13 protein-coding genes are annotated in these 14,533 nt (G+C 53.1%); 7 read left to right on the forward strand and 6 right to left on the reverse strand.

The window, feature by feature from the left end:
* Positions 1-57 precede the first annotated feature (57 nt).
* Positions 58-1,311, forward strand: coding sequence for a D-mannose isomerase (locus DW47_RS0103165; RefSeq protein WP_029684897.1), 1,254 nt, complete (start codon positions 58-60; stop codon positions 1,309-1,311).
* A 32-nt stretch (positions 1,312-1,343) separates the two neighbouring features.
* On the opposite strand, the gene DW47_RS0103170 is transcribed toward DW47_RS0103165, so the two are convergent.
* Positions 1,344-1,814 carry a YehS family protein gene (locus DW47_RS0103170; RefSeq protein ID WP_029684898.1) on the reverse strand — a complete coding sequence of 157 codons (471 nt, stop codon included), beginning with the start codon at positions 1,812-1,814 and terminating at the stop codon, positions 1,344-1,346.
* A gap of 338 nt (positions 1,815-2,152) precedes the next feature.
* Here DW47_RS0103170 and mmuM point away from each other — a divergent pair, with 338 nt between their 5' ends.
* Positions 2,153-3,097, forward strand: a complete 945-nt coding sequence (gene mmuM / locus DW47_RS0103175; protein ID WP_029684899.1) for a homocysteine S-methyltransferase — start codon at positions 2,153-2,155, stop codon at positions 3,095-3,097.
* Here mmuM and oxlT read toward each other — a convergent pair.
* The 3 genes from oxlT to DW47_RS0103190 form a co-directional block, all read right to left on the reverse strand.
* Complete coding sequence (gene oxlT, locus DW47_RS0103180; protein ID WP_051150811.1) at positions 3,085-4,353, reverse strand: oxalate/formate MFS antiporter; 1,269 nt, start codon at positions 4,351-4,353, stop codon at positions 3,085-3,087. The two genes, mmuM and oxlT, sit on opposite strands and share 13 nt — an antisense overlap.
* Before the next feature lie 265 nt (positions 4,354-4,618).
* A complete protein-coding gene (locus tag DW47_RS0103185; RefSeq protein ID WP_029684901.1) occupies positions 4,619-5,404 on the reverse strand; it encodes an ABC transporter ATP-binding protein in 786 nt (261 codons plus the stop codon).
* On the reverse strand, positions 5,401-6,471 hold the full coding sequence (locus DW47_RS0103190) for a FecCD family ABC transporter permease (protein ID WP_029684902.1): 1,071 nt from the start codon (positions 6,469-6,471) through the stop codon (positions 5,401-5,403). Before DW47_RS0103190 ends, DW47_RS0103185 begins: the two co-directional genes overlap by 4 nt.
* A 428-nt stretch (positions 6,472-6,899) precedes the next feature.
* Here DW47_RS0103190 and DW47_RS0103195 point away from each other — a divergent pair, with 428 nt between their 5' ends.
* Positions 6,900-8,054: an ABC transporter substrate-binding protein gene (locus DW47_RS0103195; RefSeq protein ID WP_051150812.1), complete on the forward strand. Its 1,155-nt coding sequence runs from the start codon at positions 6,900-6,902 to the stop codon at positions 8,052-8,054.
* Positions 8,055-8,085: 31 nt separating this feature from the next.
* Here DW47_RS0103195 and DW47_RS0103200 read toward each other — a convergent pair whose 3' ends face one another.
* Positions 8,086-8,700: a TetR/AcrR family transcriptional regulator C-terminal domain-containing protein gene (locus DW47_RS0103200; RefSeq protein ID WP_029684904.1), complete on the reverse strand. Its 615-nt coding sequence runs from the start codon at positions 8,698-8,700 to the stop codon at positions 8,086-8,088.
* A 176-nt stretch (positions 8,701-8,876) separates the two neighbouring features.
* Here DW47_RS0103200 and DW47_RS0103205 point away from each other — a divergent pair, with 176 nt between their 5' ends.
* The 4 genes from DW47_RS0103205 to DW47_RS0103220 are packed head-to-tail and all read left to right on the forward strand — an operon-like array spanning position 8,877 to position 13,301.
* The gene (locus DW47_RS0103205) at positions 8,877-10,343 is read left to right on the forward strand and encodes an efflux transporter outer membrane subunit (protein WP_029684905.1); all 1,467 of its coding nucleotides are present in this window, start codon (positions 8,877-8,879) and stop codon (positions 10,341-10,343) included.
* Positions 10,340-11,905, forward strand: a complete 1,566-nt coding sequence (locus tag DW47_RS0103210) for an MFS transporter (RefSeq protein ID WP_084689023.1) — start codon at positions 10,340-10,342, stop codon at positions 11,903-11,905. The genes DW47_RS0103205 and DW47_RS0103210 overlap by 4 nt, the downstream gene beginning before the upstream one ends.
* Positions 11,906-11,916: 11 nt before the next feature.
* On the forward strand, positions 11,917-12,954 hold the full coding sequence (locus DW47_RS0103215; protein ID WP_029684908.1) for an HlyD family secretion protein: 1,038 nt from the start codon (positions 11,917-11,919) through the stop codon (positions 12,952-12,954).
* Positions 12,955-12,974: 20 nt separating this feature from the next.
* Positions 12,975-13,301, forward strand: coding sequence for a DUF190 domain-containing protein (locus DW47_RS0103220; protein ID WP_029684909.1), 327 nt, complete (start codon positions 12,975-12,977; stop codon positions 13,299-13,301).
* Between the two features lie 38 nt (positions 13,302-13,339).
* Here the strand turns inward: DW47_RS0103220 and DW47_RS0103225 are convergent, their stop codons facing one another.
* Positions 13,340-14,242, reverse strand: a complete 903-nt coding sequence (locus tag DW47_RS0103225) for a LysR family transcriptional regulator (RefSeq protein ID WP_029684910.1) — start codon at positions 14,240-14,242, stop codon at positions 13,340-13,342.
* Positions 14,243-14,533 lie beyond the last annotated feature (291 nt).

The following is a 14,533-nucleotide window of genomic DNA, read 5'->3' on the forward strand; positions in this document are numbered from 1 at the left end:
GATTTGTGGCTGCCGCTGACCCGGCGGCGGCCTGCTGCCCCGGATACAGAGGTGACTATGTTATTTAAACATCTGACCAAAAGCTGGCTGAGTATGCCTTACCATCATGACTGGCTAGAAAAAGAGAGCCGCCGTCTGATGGCATTTTACCGCAACTCCAAACACCCGAAAGGCGGATTTGCCGCGCTGGATATCCACGGCGAGTTACCGGAGGATGCGGAACCAGAATCCATGTTGACCGCCCGCATGACTCACTGTTTTTCAATCGCCACCTTACAGGGTGAACCCGGCTCCGGTGACCTGGCTCAATGGGGGATTGATGCCCTGCTCGGCGTGCTGCGTGATAAAGAGTACGGTGGCTGGCTGGACGGCATCCCAGAGCAAACCCCGGATGGCCGTAAGCAGGCTTATTTACATGTTTTTGTCACCCTGGCCGCCCTCAGTGCTAGCTTGGCGGGTATTGATGGCTCGGAAGAACTGCTGGCTGAAGCCACGGAGATTATGGAAAACCGCTTCTGGTCAGACGAAGAAGGTCGTCTCAAAGAGAGTTTCAGCCGCCAGTGGGAAGATTGCGAAGCCTATCGCGGCGGTAACAGCAATATGCACGCCACCGAGATGTTTGTGCAATTGGCGGATGTGACCGGTGAAAAGAAATGGCGTGACCGTGCCCTGTCGATTGTTACCCATATCATCCATAAACATGCCCGTGCCAATGATTATCTCCTGGCCGAACATTTCGATGAGAACTGGCAGGAATGGCATGACTATAACAAAGACAAACCAACCGATGACTTCCGCCCTTACGGTGTGACCCCGGGCCATGCCTGTGAATGGGCGCGGTTGTTACTGCACCTCGAAGCGGCGCTGCTGCGTAACGGCGAGCAGACCCCGGACTGGTTGCTGACTGACTCGGAAGGCCTGTTTAAAACCGGCTTAAAATATGGCTGGTATGTCGACGGTGAACCGGGGCTAGTTTATACCCACGACTGGGATAAAAAACCAGTGACCAACAACCGTCTGCACTGGACCGTCGCCGAAAGCTGCAGTACCGCAGCCAGCCTGCTGAAACGTACCGGTAATCCGCTGTATGAGAGCTGGTACCGCACACTGTGGGATTATATTGCTAACTCTCTGATCGATACCAAAAACGGCAGCTGGTGGCACGAACTGGACGAGCACAATAACCCGTCTTCAGTGGTCTGGTCCGGTAAACCGGATATCTACCATGCTTGGCAGTTAACCCTGAATGCCCGTCTGCCGCTGGCACCGACCCTTGGTACCGCCGTCAAACAGGGTTTGGATCGCATGTAGTCAAAAATCCCCGGCATGCCGGGGATTTCCTATTATTTCTTCGCCTTACGTACGCGCTCAGCCAAACCCTTAAGGATATACCGCAGCACCTGATCGCCGCACTCACGGTAATTCTTGTGTCCTTCTTTACGGAAAAAAGCACTCAGTTCGTTTTCGGACATCGCAAAATCTACGGATTTAAGGATCTCCTGCAGATCCTCTGTTTTCAGCTCGAACGCAACTCGCAGCTTTTTCAGCATCACATTATTCGTGACACGCTTTTCTGCTTCTGGAGCCGGAAAACGTGGATCCCGTCCACGGCGATAAAAAATTAGCCCATTCAGGAAGCGCGCCATCACGAAATCGTTACAAGGGAGATAGCCCGGTTCACCTTCTTTGGTCAGGTAGCCGTTCATTTCCTGCAGGCTGACTTCAGCGCCACCGGAAATCAGGATTTCCAGCATTTTTTCATCACGCAGATCGAGCATATAGCGAACACTGCGTAAAACATCATTGTGCATCATGGTTGGGTCTTTCCCGGAAGCCGGGTGCGCAATGCGCCCGCTTACTGTTAGTGTATTTACGGGGCATTATACAAGCATGGCGGTAGGAGTCGCCTATCCGTGGCAAAAAATTACCTCACCAAGACGGGTTTGACCCTATCATAGGAAGAAGAGTCGACTACCACCTTGTTAGCAAGGGTTTCACCGTTAGCTTACGAACCAAGGGCTTTATTGACTGCTAGCATCACTTCACTGGCCAGCAGTTCGATGCAACCGGCCACTTTCGCATAAGGCAACCCGTCGATAACCCGGCGGCTATGCTATTCTGGCCACTGTCGATGCCCGTTCTGGAGAAAAACATGTTAAGTGCCAATCCGTTAACCCCTCTGTTGCGTCAGCAGCCTTTTCTGGTCCTGGACGGCAGTATGGCTGGCGAGCTGGAAAATCAGGGCGGGCCACTCTGCAACAGTCTGTGGTCAGCACAGCGGCTGATGGACGAGCCGCAGCAAATTGAACAGGCACATTACGCCTATTTTAATGCTGGTGCGCAATGCACCCTAACTGCTAGCTATCAGGCGACGTTGCCGGGGTTTGCAGCACAAGGGATCACCACTGTTGACGCTGAAGCGCTGATCCGTGATAGCGTGACGCTGGCCGCCAATGCCCGCCACCGCTACCTGAGTGAACATCCACAGGCTGGCCCGCTGCTGATTGCGGGATCGGTAGGACCTTATGGTGCATTTTTGGCTGACGGCTCGGAATATCGTGGCGATTATCAACTGACCGACCAGGCGTATCAGGCGTTTCACCTGCCGCGCATCAGAGCATTGATAGAGGCAGGCGCCGATTTGCTGGCCTGCGAGACACTGCCTTGTTTCGACGAAATCCGTGCACTGGCCGAACTGCTTAGCCACTTCCCACGCACACATGCTTGGTTTTCCTTTACCCTGCGCGATGCACAGCATTTGAGTGACGGAACCCCGCTCACTGAGGTGATCACGCTGCTGGAATGCTACCCACAGGTGATCGCGGTGGGCGTCAACTGTGTGGCACCGTCATTAGCCACTGAGGCGTTACGCCATCTGCACTCTCTGACTTGGCTGCAACTGGTGGTCTACCCAAACCGAGGGGGGCATTATGATGCGGCCGCTAAAACTTGGCAATTTGAAGAGACGGAACTGACTGACCCTATGGCCGACCTCGACGCTTGGCTGGCAGCCGGGGCGAAGCTGATTGGTGGATGCTGCCGCACCCACCCCGTAGATATCACCCGACTTCGCCAGCGGCGGGATCAGGCAGTGTGACGGCGTAGAAAACGCTGACGTAACGGTTTCAGAGCCAGTAAGGCAAGGATTGCGGTCAGTACGTCTAAGCTGATAGCGCTGGTAAACACTGGCATCCAGCTATGGGTGTGCTGATAAAGTAACGCTGCCAGCGGGCCGCCGGCGATAGAGCCGATCCCCTGCGACATATATAAACAGCCGTAGTTAGTTGTCGCGTGACGTGACCCAAAGGTATCGGTTAACGTCGCCGGGAACAGCGAAAAAATCTCGCCCCACCCCAGAAACACCACTCCGGACAGCAATACAAACAATACCGCATCATGCCGACACATCAGCCACAATGTCATGGCCACGGCTTCCAAGGCAAAAGCAATAAACATCGTCTGCTCACGACCAAACTTATCCGAGATAAAGCCGAACAACGGGCGAGTCAGTCCGTTGGTAAAGCGATCAATGGTCAGCGCCAGCGGTAACGCCGCCATGCCCATAACCACCACATCACTGATACCAAAATCTCGGGCAAACACCGCCATCTGCGACGTCACCATCAGACCGGAGGTCGCCATGCAGGTCATCATAAAAAACATCAGCCAAAACAGCGGCTCGCGTAACATTTCCAACGCTTTAAACTGCAGCTGATCGCCAGGAGCAACGGTCTTTTGCCGGGCCAGCGCCTGGGGAGCACGTTTCAGTCCTTGGCTGGCCAGCAGCCCTACCCCCGCAAAGATCAGTCCGAATACCGTTAGGGTAAAATTGAGTCCATGGGTCTGCAGAGTCATCGATACCGGAAAGGTGGTGACTATGGCGCCCATACCGTAACCTGCCGCCACCATACCGGCGGCAAAACCGCGACGCTCAGGAAACCATTGCACCACTAGCCCGACCACTCCGACATAGACAATGCCGGTGCCTAAACCACCGACACAGCCGTACACCAGATACAGCATCGTCAGGCTATGCACCTGCGCCGTCAGTACCCAGCTGAAACCGGATAATAATGTGCCAATGGCAATCAGACGCTTAGCACCGAAGTAGTCGATCAGTTTTCCTTGAAAGGGGGAAAAGAAAGTTTGCAGGATAATCAGCAGGGAGAAGGTCACCTGTAATTGCGGTAAGCCGACAGAAAACTGTGACATCATTGGCCGTGTCAGTAGCGTCCACACATATTGTGGGCTGGAAATCGCCGCCATACATAATAATCCGTAGCCCAGTTGTTTCCATTTTTCTTTGGTGTGAGGCTGAGAAAGCTCTGCCAGTTCTGCTGCTTGTGTGCTCATGTGCCACTCCGCTATGGTTCTATTTCTCTCCATAGCAGCAACATCTGTGCCATATCTCTGAAAGGCCACAATCCCGCACGCAGGCGCAATCAGCTTCTGCACAGAGCCAGCAATTTGCACCCTAATGGTGCTTAAAGGGTGAAATAAGTGTCACAGCAGGCTTTTTCAGAAAAAAAGGATCCACTGAAGATAAACGAGAAACGGCAGTTTCAGGATAACGGAAGGTAAATGGTGACGGACCGACAGCCCGTCACCGTCTAAAAACTTATAATGCGCCGCTGACTAAACCATCGATATGCACTTGCGGCACTCCCAATGAGCACATCTCAATACGGCCGCGGACTCCGTACACTTCAGCCAGACTTTCTGGGGTGATCACCTCTGCAGGCGCACCGCTGGCAACAATATGTCCGGCTTTCATCATCACCACATGGTCACTGTGACGCAGGGCAATATTGATATCGTGCAGCACCACTACGGTCACCATATTTCGGGCCTGGGTCTCTTTCCGTACCAGGCTCATCACATGGTACTGATAGTTGAGATCCAAAGCACTCAGGGGTTCATCCAGTAACAGCAGAGATGGATTGCGTACTAATGATTGCGCCAACCCCACCATCTGTTTCTGACCGCCAGAAAGCTCATCCATATAACGCAGTGCTAGCGGGGCAATCCCCACTTCATCCAACAGTTGTAGGATACGCTCCGGCGAAACGTCCGCGCCATGCTGTCCAGTCGCGCGGGCAGACACCAGCACCGACTCCAGCACCTGCAAATGAATACCGGAAGGCAGACTCTGTGGCAGGTAGACGACTTTATCACCGCGCTCCGACAATGACAGTTGATTGAGGTTTTTATCGTCCAGCCAGATTTCACCACGGGAGCGGTTCAGACCCGCCAGAGCCCTCAGCAACGTGGATTTACCGCAGCCATTCGGGCCAAGTAGTACCGTCACTTTACCGCGCGGGATCGCATCCAAGTTCAACTGAGTAATTACCGGATGGCGGCGGTAACCGGTGGTCAGGTCGCGGATTGTCAGGGAGTGACTCATAAATTCCCCCGATGACGCAGAATAATAATGATAAAGAACGGTACCCCCACCAGTGAGGTAATGATGCCGATAGGAATAATCACACCGGGCACAATATTTTTCGAGACCACTGACGACAACGACAATACCAGTGCGCCGATCAGACCGCTGGCGGGTAGATAAAAACGATGATCCTCCCCTACCAGTTGCCGAGCGATATGGGGAGCCACTAGGCCGATGAATCCAATTGGCCCGACAAAGGCAACCGCCAGTGCTGACACCAAGCTGATACGGATCAGAGACGTCATCCGTAGCCGAGCCACGTCAATTCCAAAACTAGCGGCTCGGTCTTCACCGAGGCGCAACGCCGTCAATTGCCAAGCACTTTTCAACGCCCAAGGCAGCAGCACTGCAATCGCTACCGCCAAGATCCCCAGCTTCTGCCACGACGCTCGCCCTAAGCTGCCCATAGTCCAGAAGACCAGCGACTGTAAGGTATCTTCACTGGCAATGAACTGCATCATCGCTACCAGTGCATTAAAGGTGAATACCAGCGCAATACCGAACAGTACCACCGTGGTACGGGTATTGACTGTCCGCCGACTGACCAGATTGAGAATAAACGCGGTCAGGATGGCAAAAATAAACGCATTGCCAGTCACCAACCATTGACCTGGAATAAAGGGGATCCCTACCCCGAGAACCAATGCCAAGGCAGCACCAAACGATGCCGCGGATGAGACGCCAAGGGTAAAAGGACTGGCTAATGGGTTGTTAAGGATAGTCTGCATTTCACTGCCGGCCATACCGAGGGCAAAGCCCACCACCACCGCCATCAGGGTAAAGGGTAAGCGGATATCCCAAACAATCACCCGGGTAGCCGCATCGACACCAGAAGGGTGGACCAGTGCCGTCAGCAACGTCGTAAGATCAAGATGTGCCGGTCCGATGGTGAAATCGAGGATGATGCTACACAGGATAGCAACCACTAATACCAACAGCAGTACAACACGTTTACGGATAATTTTTCGATATTCGGCACCGACGCCACGACCATCAGGGGCAACGGATTCTGTCACAGTACTCATTAATCATGTTTCCGCATTCTGAACTAACAACATTGTTTTGTGCGGCTTTGCTGTCGCCGAAATCAGTAACCGGCCGCCTTCGCCGTGAAAATGACAGCCTGACCGTCTTTGTTCACCCGCGACAAAATATAATAATAATCATTCCGAATGATACCGCGAAACTATCCGAATACAACGCTAAACAGTTTACACAACGTTAATGACGGAGATAAAACCCCGAATAGGCATTACTGCCCCTGGCCACCTTTCACTCACTGAGATATATCAGCTTGATGATATTTACGTATAGTTACATTCGTCTATTACCCTCTTCAGAGCTCAAGGGTTAATAATGGTTATGATATCGATTCTCATTCAATGCTTTCGTCATTGTGCCTGAAGGGCTTTCAGGCCATCAGCGACGGGGCTTATAAACTCCAGGAATACTAATGAAAAACGCCAAACCCTCTTTTCACAGTGTCGTGCGCGCAGCCCGCTATAGCCTACTCGCAAGTCTGTGTTTCTCATCACTGTCGGCACTGGCGACGGATTACCCGCTGACGGTGAAAGATATGGATAACCAAACGGTGGTGATTAACCATGAGCCGCGGCACATCATCCTACAAGATGGGCGTGATATCATGGCATTGGCATTACTGGATCGTGAAAATCCGTTCTCGCGGGTGATCAGCTGGAACAACTTGATCAAAAGGCAGGACGGCCAAGAGTGGGCAGTATTAAAAGGAAAATGGCCACAGGCGGCAACGATCCCGGATATGGGCTTCTCTGATCAAGGGGAAGTGAATACCGAAACGGTGATCGCCAGTCACCCAGACCTGCTGATTGCCCAGTTGCGTGCTAAACCGGCACTGGAACAGACCGGTGTATTACAGCGTTTCCGGGAACTGCATGTGCCAGTGCTGTTCCTCGATTATGAATTGCATCCCATCCAGGACACAGTGCCGAGTATCACCCTGTTAGGGAAAGTCCTGAATAAAGAAAGCCAGGCCAAAGCCTTTACCGATTTCTATCAGCAACGTTTGCAACAGATTGACAACGTGGTCAGCAAGGCACAGAAAAAACCCTTAGTCTTTATCGAACCCATTGCTGGAAACTCAGATAACTGCTGTTTCACCCACGGCAATAATGGCTGGGGTGGACTGGTCGCTGCCGCCGGTGGGATTAATATCGGTTCAGAACTGTTAACCGGGTCTTCCGGCTTTATTAATCCAGAAAAAATCATTGCGATGCGCCCAGACTGGTATCTGATGACCGGCTCTAAACGTGGGGCTGCCGGCAATCCGGTGCTGCCTTTTGGCTACAATACCCAAGTCTCGCAAATCAAAGCCAGCTTCGATAACCTGCTAAAACGCACCGCCGTTGCCACCATCCCGGCGGTCAGTGAAGGCCATGTCGGTGGCGTCTATCACCATTTTTATAACCACCCTTGGAACATCATCGGTGTCGAAATCCTGGCCAAGTGGTTCTACCCGCAGCAGTTTGCCAGCCTCAACCCGTTAGCCGATTACCACACCATCGTTACCCGCTTTACCGACCTACCGAATGACCCGGTAAATCTCGATTATTCACCGGTCAGTCAGTAACCCAGGGCGGAGAGGCCGACAACCTCTCCCCTTACACCTGACTGCGGTACGCCAGCAGGAACGTCTCCAGCGTATCTTCAACCCAACGTTCAATCTGCCCTTCTGTCGGCGATGCCGCGGGATGAGTCAAAAACTCATTATAGGCCTCCCCCCGCAGCATACTGACAAACTGCCCGGCGGCGGCACGGCTGCCGGTACGTTGCAGTGAAATCTCCCCCACGTCAGCAGCATGTTTCAAGTGCTGCTCCACCATTTTGATAATGGTATCCGGACCACTTTTCCAAAAAATATGGCCCAATGCCGGAAAACGCTGACATTCACCGATCACCGCGCGGTACAACCCCATCCCCTGCGGTGACAGAATGATCCCTAGATAGGCATGCCCTAGGCGACGTAATGTGCCGCTTAGATCACCGGGGGTACAGGGGATATTGCTGACAGCACGGGTCATCATTGCGCATTGATAATCGATCACCGCACAGAATAACTCCTCTTTACTGGTATGAAAGGCATAGACTGTGGCCTTGGATACGCCAGCCCGCTGCTGGATCATATCGGTGGTGGCGGCAAAACCATGTTCAAGAAAGACTTCAGAGGCGGCCTGTAAGACAGCCAGTTGTTTTCCGGTCAGGGCGGTTTCCTGCATTTATTTTTCCTATAGTGTACTTGTCAGTACACCTGAAAATAGTGCTTATGCTACTACTATAACAAATAGTTATGACATGACATAACTTGACAATTCATTACGCATCTCATTTACTGTACCGAAGAGTACACTGTTTTTTCTCCCGTTGCGATTATTTACTAAGGTCATTCTATTTTATGGGCAGTTTCCGCATACCCCGTTCTCCGGCCCCCCTGTCGCTGGTGCTGTGTCTGTTGCTGACTGGCTGTCTTTCCTCTGCAGGCCGTGTGCCAGATGAAACGGTGCCTAACCAGCAAAGCAGCCAGTACTGGCAGAAAATTGCTGCGGGGATGCCCGCCATTAATCACGCTGCACCGACCACCGACTGGTGGACAGTATTTAATGACCCGCATTTAAACGCACTGGAAAGCGGCGCTAATGACAATAACCCTGACATTCTATTGGCCGCAGCCAGAACGGAACAGAGTGCTGCCATATCCGGCATGGTGGCCTCGGCCCTCTATCCACAGATTTCGGTAAACGGCGGAGAAAGCCGGGCCGCCATCAGTGCAGATTCCCCCAGTGCCCGCTTAGGTGCACCGGATTCTAGTCATGAGTCTTGGCATTTCGGGGCGACGGCAAGTTGGGAACTGGACCTATGGGGGCACCTGCATGATCTGCATACTGCGGCCGCAGAGAAAGTGCTGGCCAGTCAGTATGGCCGCGAGATGGTCCGCGTCTCGGTCAGCAGTGAAGTAGCCCGTCAATATATTCTGTTACGCGAAATGCAGGCAAGGGAACAGGATCTGTTAGCCGACCAGCAGATCGCCGAGAAGATGCTGTCCATCGCACAAAGCCGTCAGCGTAACGGTGTCGCCACCCTGAATGAACCGGCGTCAGCTAATGCCGACATTCAAGAAATCAGTGCCCGTCTGGTGGCGCTGCAACAGCAGAAAAACCTGCTGATGAATAGCCTGGCACTGCTCTCCGGTCTGGCGCCACATCAGCTGGATACTGGCCTGCACACTGCCCCCCTGCCGCAGATACCGACACAAATTCCAACCGGCGTCCCCTCTGAACTGGCTCGCCATCGCCCTGATATTTTGCAAGCAGAAGCGGAACTGCGTTCGGCGATCGCGGGGACTCAGGCAGCCAAAGCGGATTTCTATCCGCGTATCGGACTGAGCGCCGAAGCTGGCTATGAAGCCTTTAGTTTTTCCGGACTTAGCGGTAAAAACTCCCGTTTCTACGGTATCGGGCCGACCTTATGGCTGCCGATCTTTGAAGGTGGACGGCTGAAAAGTCAGTTAGCGCTCAATCAAGCCCAACAGAAAACGGCCGCCCTGAATTACCGAAAAACGGTATTACAGGCGTGGCATGAAATTATCAATGCCCTTGATGAGCTGAATAATCAGCAGCAACAGCATCCAATGCTCGTGGCCGCAGAGCAACAGAACCGCATTGCCCTACAAGTCGCGGAAGAGTCTTGGCAGCAAGGGGCGGGTGAATTTAGTGCTGTCCTGCTGGCGCACCGTACTCTACTGCAAAGTCAACTGGCCGTGACCCAGAACAATGCCGCCATTGAACTGGCGATGGTCACGCTCTACCGTTCACTGGGTGGCGGCTGGCAGACAACGCTACCCACACCGGGAGCGGGTTCATGAGTCAGCCAGAGCAAAAAAAGCCCGCCCCCCAGCCCGAATTTGGCTTACGCATCGCCTGCGGATTGCTGGGTGTACTGTTGGCCGCCATCATTTCTGGATTGAGTGAGCGTCTTCCCGGCCTCGCATTGGTGGACATCAGTGGTGCTCATGGCTTCAGCCATGACGGGGCCTCTTGGCTAAATACCGCCTATTCGGCCGGAGAAATTTCGGTGATGCCTTTCGCGACCTGGTTTGCCATCACCTTTTCGCTGCGTCGTTTTCACCTGATCATGTTAACCACGACCCTGCTCCTGGCGGCTATCCTGCCCTTTATGCAAAGCCTGCCAGCGATGATCACCATCCGCGTAGTGCAGGGCATTTCTGCTGGGGCGCTGATCCCGCTGTTGATGATGTCGGCACTGCGCTTTTTGCCGCTTTCCATCCGTTTACACGGGCTGGCGCTGTACGCAATGACCGCCACCTTTGCCCCAAATATTTCGTTGTGGCTCACCTCACTGGCGGTGGATACGATGTCTGACTGGCGCTGGGCCTTCTGGCTAGTGATCCCACCAGGGCTGATCGCCATGGCGTTGGTCGCCTGGGGGATCCCCGTGCTGCCTCAAGCGCATCAGCGCATTAAAAATGCAGACTGGTTCGGTATGGCATTTGGCGTGCCCGGGCTGATGCTGCTGGTGGTTGGGTTGAGTCAGGGTGTCCGCCTTGACTGGTTGTGCTCACCCCTGATTAAGGAATCACTGTTTGCCTCACTGATCCTCTGTACCGTTTTTCTGGTCAGTGAATTCTTTCATCCGGCCCCTTTTATTAAGTTGCAGCTGTTGGCGCGTCGGAATATCTGGCTGGGGTTTGCCCTGTTCTTCTGCATGCTGATCCTAATGGGCAGTGCAGTATCACTGCCGGCGACGGTGCTGGAGAGCCTGCAAGGTTTTCGTCTGGCCCAGGTGGCTTCAATGGGGCTGATCGTCGGCCTGCCGCAAATAGTCCTCGGACCGCTGGTGGCACTGTTGCTCTATCGTCCGTGGATTGATGCCCGCAAACTGTTTGCCCTGGGACTGCTGCTGATGGCACTCTCCTTCTGGATAAATATCCGTATCACCGACCAATGGATGACTGCACAGTTTATTACCTCAATGGTGCTGCAGGCCTTCGGCCAACCGCTGGCGGTCATTTCGCTTCTTTTTCTCGCCACCAGTGTGGTACAGCCGATGGAAGGTCCCTACGTTTCGGGGACTATCAATACCTTACGTGCCGCCGGAACCGTGTTTGGCTCAGCATTGATTGGTCAGCTCAGCTTTTTACGCGGCAGTTTTCACCGCGAAATGCTGCTGAATAATCTCGGTTCCCGCTGGCCGGCTGACAGTGGAAATTCGACGCTGAGCCAAGTCAGCGGCTGGGTCAGCCAGCAGGCTGCCTTGCTATCTGCAGCAGATATTTACGTTATTTTTGCCATTGCCACCTTATTGCTGATCCCGGGCGTACTGAGTATGACCTATATTCCTGCTCCGCGTATCCCGGCGCCGGCTTCAGGATCCGATACCTCGTCAACCAAAAACCGACATGGATAACACAACCCGCTATGAGTAAATCATCCCGTTATAAAATCATCACTGTCGTTGTTGCTGTACTGGTGATCATCATCGCACTGTGGTTGTTTAACCGCCCAGAATCGGATGCGTCTTCGCAGAGTACCGATGATGCCTATATCCAGGCCGATATGACCACCATCGCCCCACGGGTGCCGGGGATTATTCGCCAAGTGTTGGTCGGCGATAACCAGACAGTTAAAGCTGGACAACTGCTGTTTACCCTTGATGACAGCGATTACCGGGTGGCGCTGGAACGTGCCAATGCCGGTATTCACAGTGCTAACGCGACCATTGCCTCGCTGAGAGCACAGATCCAGCGCCAGAGCAGTGAGCAGCAACAGGCCGTCGCGGCCATCAGCTCAAGTGAAGCAGACCTACAATTAGCGGTAGAAAACCGTCAGCGTTTCAGAAACTTAGCCCGTGACGGTGCCGGGACCCGTCAGTCACAGCAATCCGCCGAAGCCAGCTGGAAGAATGCGCAGGCCCAACTGATGAAAAACCGCGCAGCCCTACAGGGCATTAAAGATCAGACGGCAGTACTGGAGGCGGGTCTGGAAAAAGCCAATGCTGATTTGCAAATGGCTAATGCCGCCCGCACCGATGCACTACTGAATCTTTCCTACTGTCAGATCACTGCACCGGAAGACGGTACCGTCGCGCAACGTATCGTGCGCACCGGCAGTTACGCCCATGTCGGTGAAACGCAGTTAGTACTGGTGCCGCTGCATCGTCTGTATATTAATGCCAACTTCCGAGAAACCCAGTTAGCCCATGTGGTACCGGGACAGGATGTCAGTTTCCACGTCGATGCACTCCCAGATGCGACCTTCCACGGAAAAGTGCAAAGTGTCGCACCGGCCAGTAATGTCAGCTTTTCACCGTTGCCTGCTCACAATGCTTCCGGCAACTTTACCAAAATTGTCCAGCGTCTGACTGTCCGTATTGTTCCAGATGCTAACCAGCAAAACCTAGACCGCCTGAAAGTCGGGATGTCAGTCGAAGCGACGATTCATACCAATAATCATTAACGGTCCGCAAGGAGGTCACTATGCAGACAGGCTATCAGATCACCTTTTTTACCCAGCAAGATCGGGTCCATAAACAGCAGTCTCTGGCCCAGTGGCTGCTCGCGACAGCTCGGCAGTTGGGATTACGTGGGGCTACCCTGAATGGCAGTATCGGTGGATTTGGTCATGACGGCTGCGAACACAGTATTACAATGTTTGATGATTCTGATCAGCCAGTCCAAGTAGTGGTGGTGGTGACCGAAGAACAGGCTCGCCAACTGTTCGCCCTCCTCAATCATGAGCAGGTATCGGTTTTCTATACCCGTACTGAGGTCTCGTTTGGCCTCAGCGATCATTACCCGGGGTAAATTCCTTGCGGCAGATTTGTTTCTAAACCTGGGAAGGCTTACAGCGCGCTTTCGCTGAAGCCATTTCGTAATAACTGCCACAGATGATGGGCAGCGGGAGTAAAACGGCGATCTGAATTTCGCAGTAAGTGGCACTGGGTTTCCTGGGCTATCGGATGAGCGATCGGGACAGCCATCAACTGACCGGTAGCAATCAGCGGACCTGCTGCTTTTGCCGACATACAAGCAATCCCCAGCCCGGCGGCGCTCAGCTCCATTGCTGTCGAAAATAGATTGCAACGATAGGCCGGCGTGAAGTTCAGCCCCCTACTGCGGAATATTTCATTAATATACTGCTGCAGGCCAAAATGCTCGGTCAGAGCGATCAATCGCTGGTCTGCCAGTAATTCTGGAGAAATACATTGCTGACTGCTCAGTGGATGTTGCGGTGACATCACTGCACAAACTGGTCCCCAGTAAAAGCTGTGCCGCTTCACTTCCGGGCTACCAATGGGTCCGAATGCCAGTGCCATATCCGTTTCACCGTGGATCACCGCATCTAGCATCTCCTGCATGCTGGCAACACTGAGATCAACAAATACTTGCGGAAAAATTCGAGAAAAAGGCGTCATGATCTGTTCGACAAAAGTACTTACCAGTCCACCTCCGATCTTTACCGCAACGGTTCCTCCCCGCATATAACGCAGGTCTTTTAACTGGCTGGCCAGTTTATGCCGCCGTTGTCGGCTTTCAGCATAGTCTTCTGACAGTAACCGTCCGGCCTCCGTCAATACAACAGTCCTGCCCCGCCGCTCAATCAATGGCAGCTGTAATTCGCGTTCCAGACGCGAGATATTACGACTGATCACCGAAGGATTCACCCCAAGAATATCCGCCGCACGCCGGATGCCGCCATGAATACCAACTTCATACAGATAACTGATGGGTTTTTCCTGAAGCATAAGAGTGGTCATGCCCTGAATTGTTGATATTAAAGCAACAATATCACTATCTCCCGGACATTTATATTCTGTTTACCGTTATCGATAATCAGGAAAGGGCACCCTGAGTGTCTAAAAAAAACAACAATATCGCAGTACTAAAGGGTAGAGGATAAGGCGATACCGGCCAGCTAGATTTACGTGCAGATACCACAGAGATCACCGCTAGGTGTCAGCATAGACTGCCATAGTGTGCTTGTCAGTCGCCGTATTTTCCCAGCTCTGCGCATGTTCCAGAAGCACCTCTGAAGG

Origin of the sequence: Tatumella saanichensis, from assembly GCF_000439375.1 — a bacterium.
GTDB classification, from domain to species: domain Bacteria; phylum Pseudomonadota; class Gammaproteobacteria; order Enterobacterales; family Enterobacteriaceae; genus Tatumella; species Tatumella saanichensis.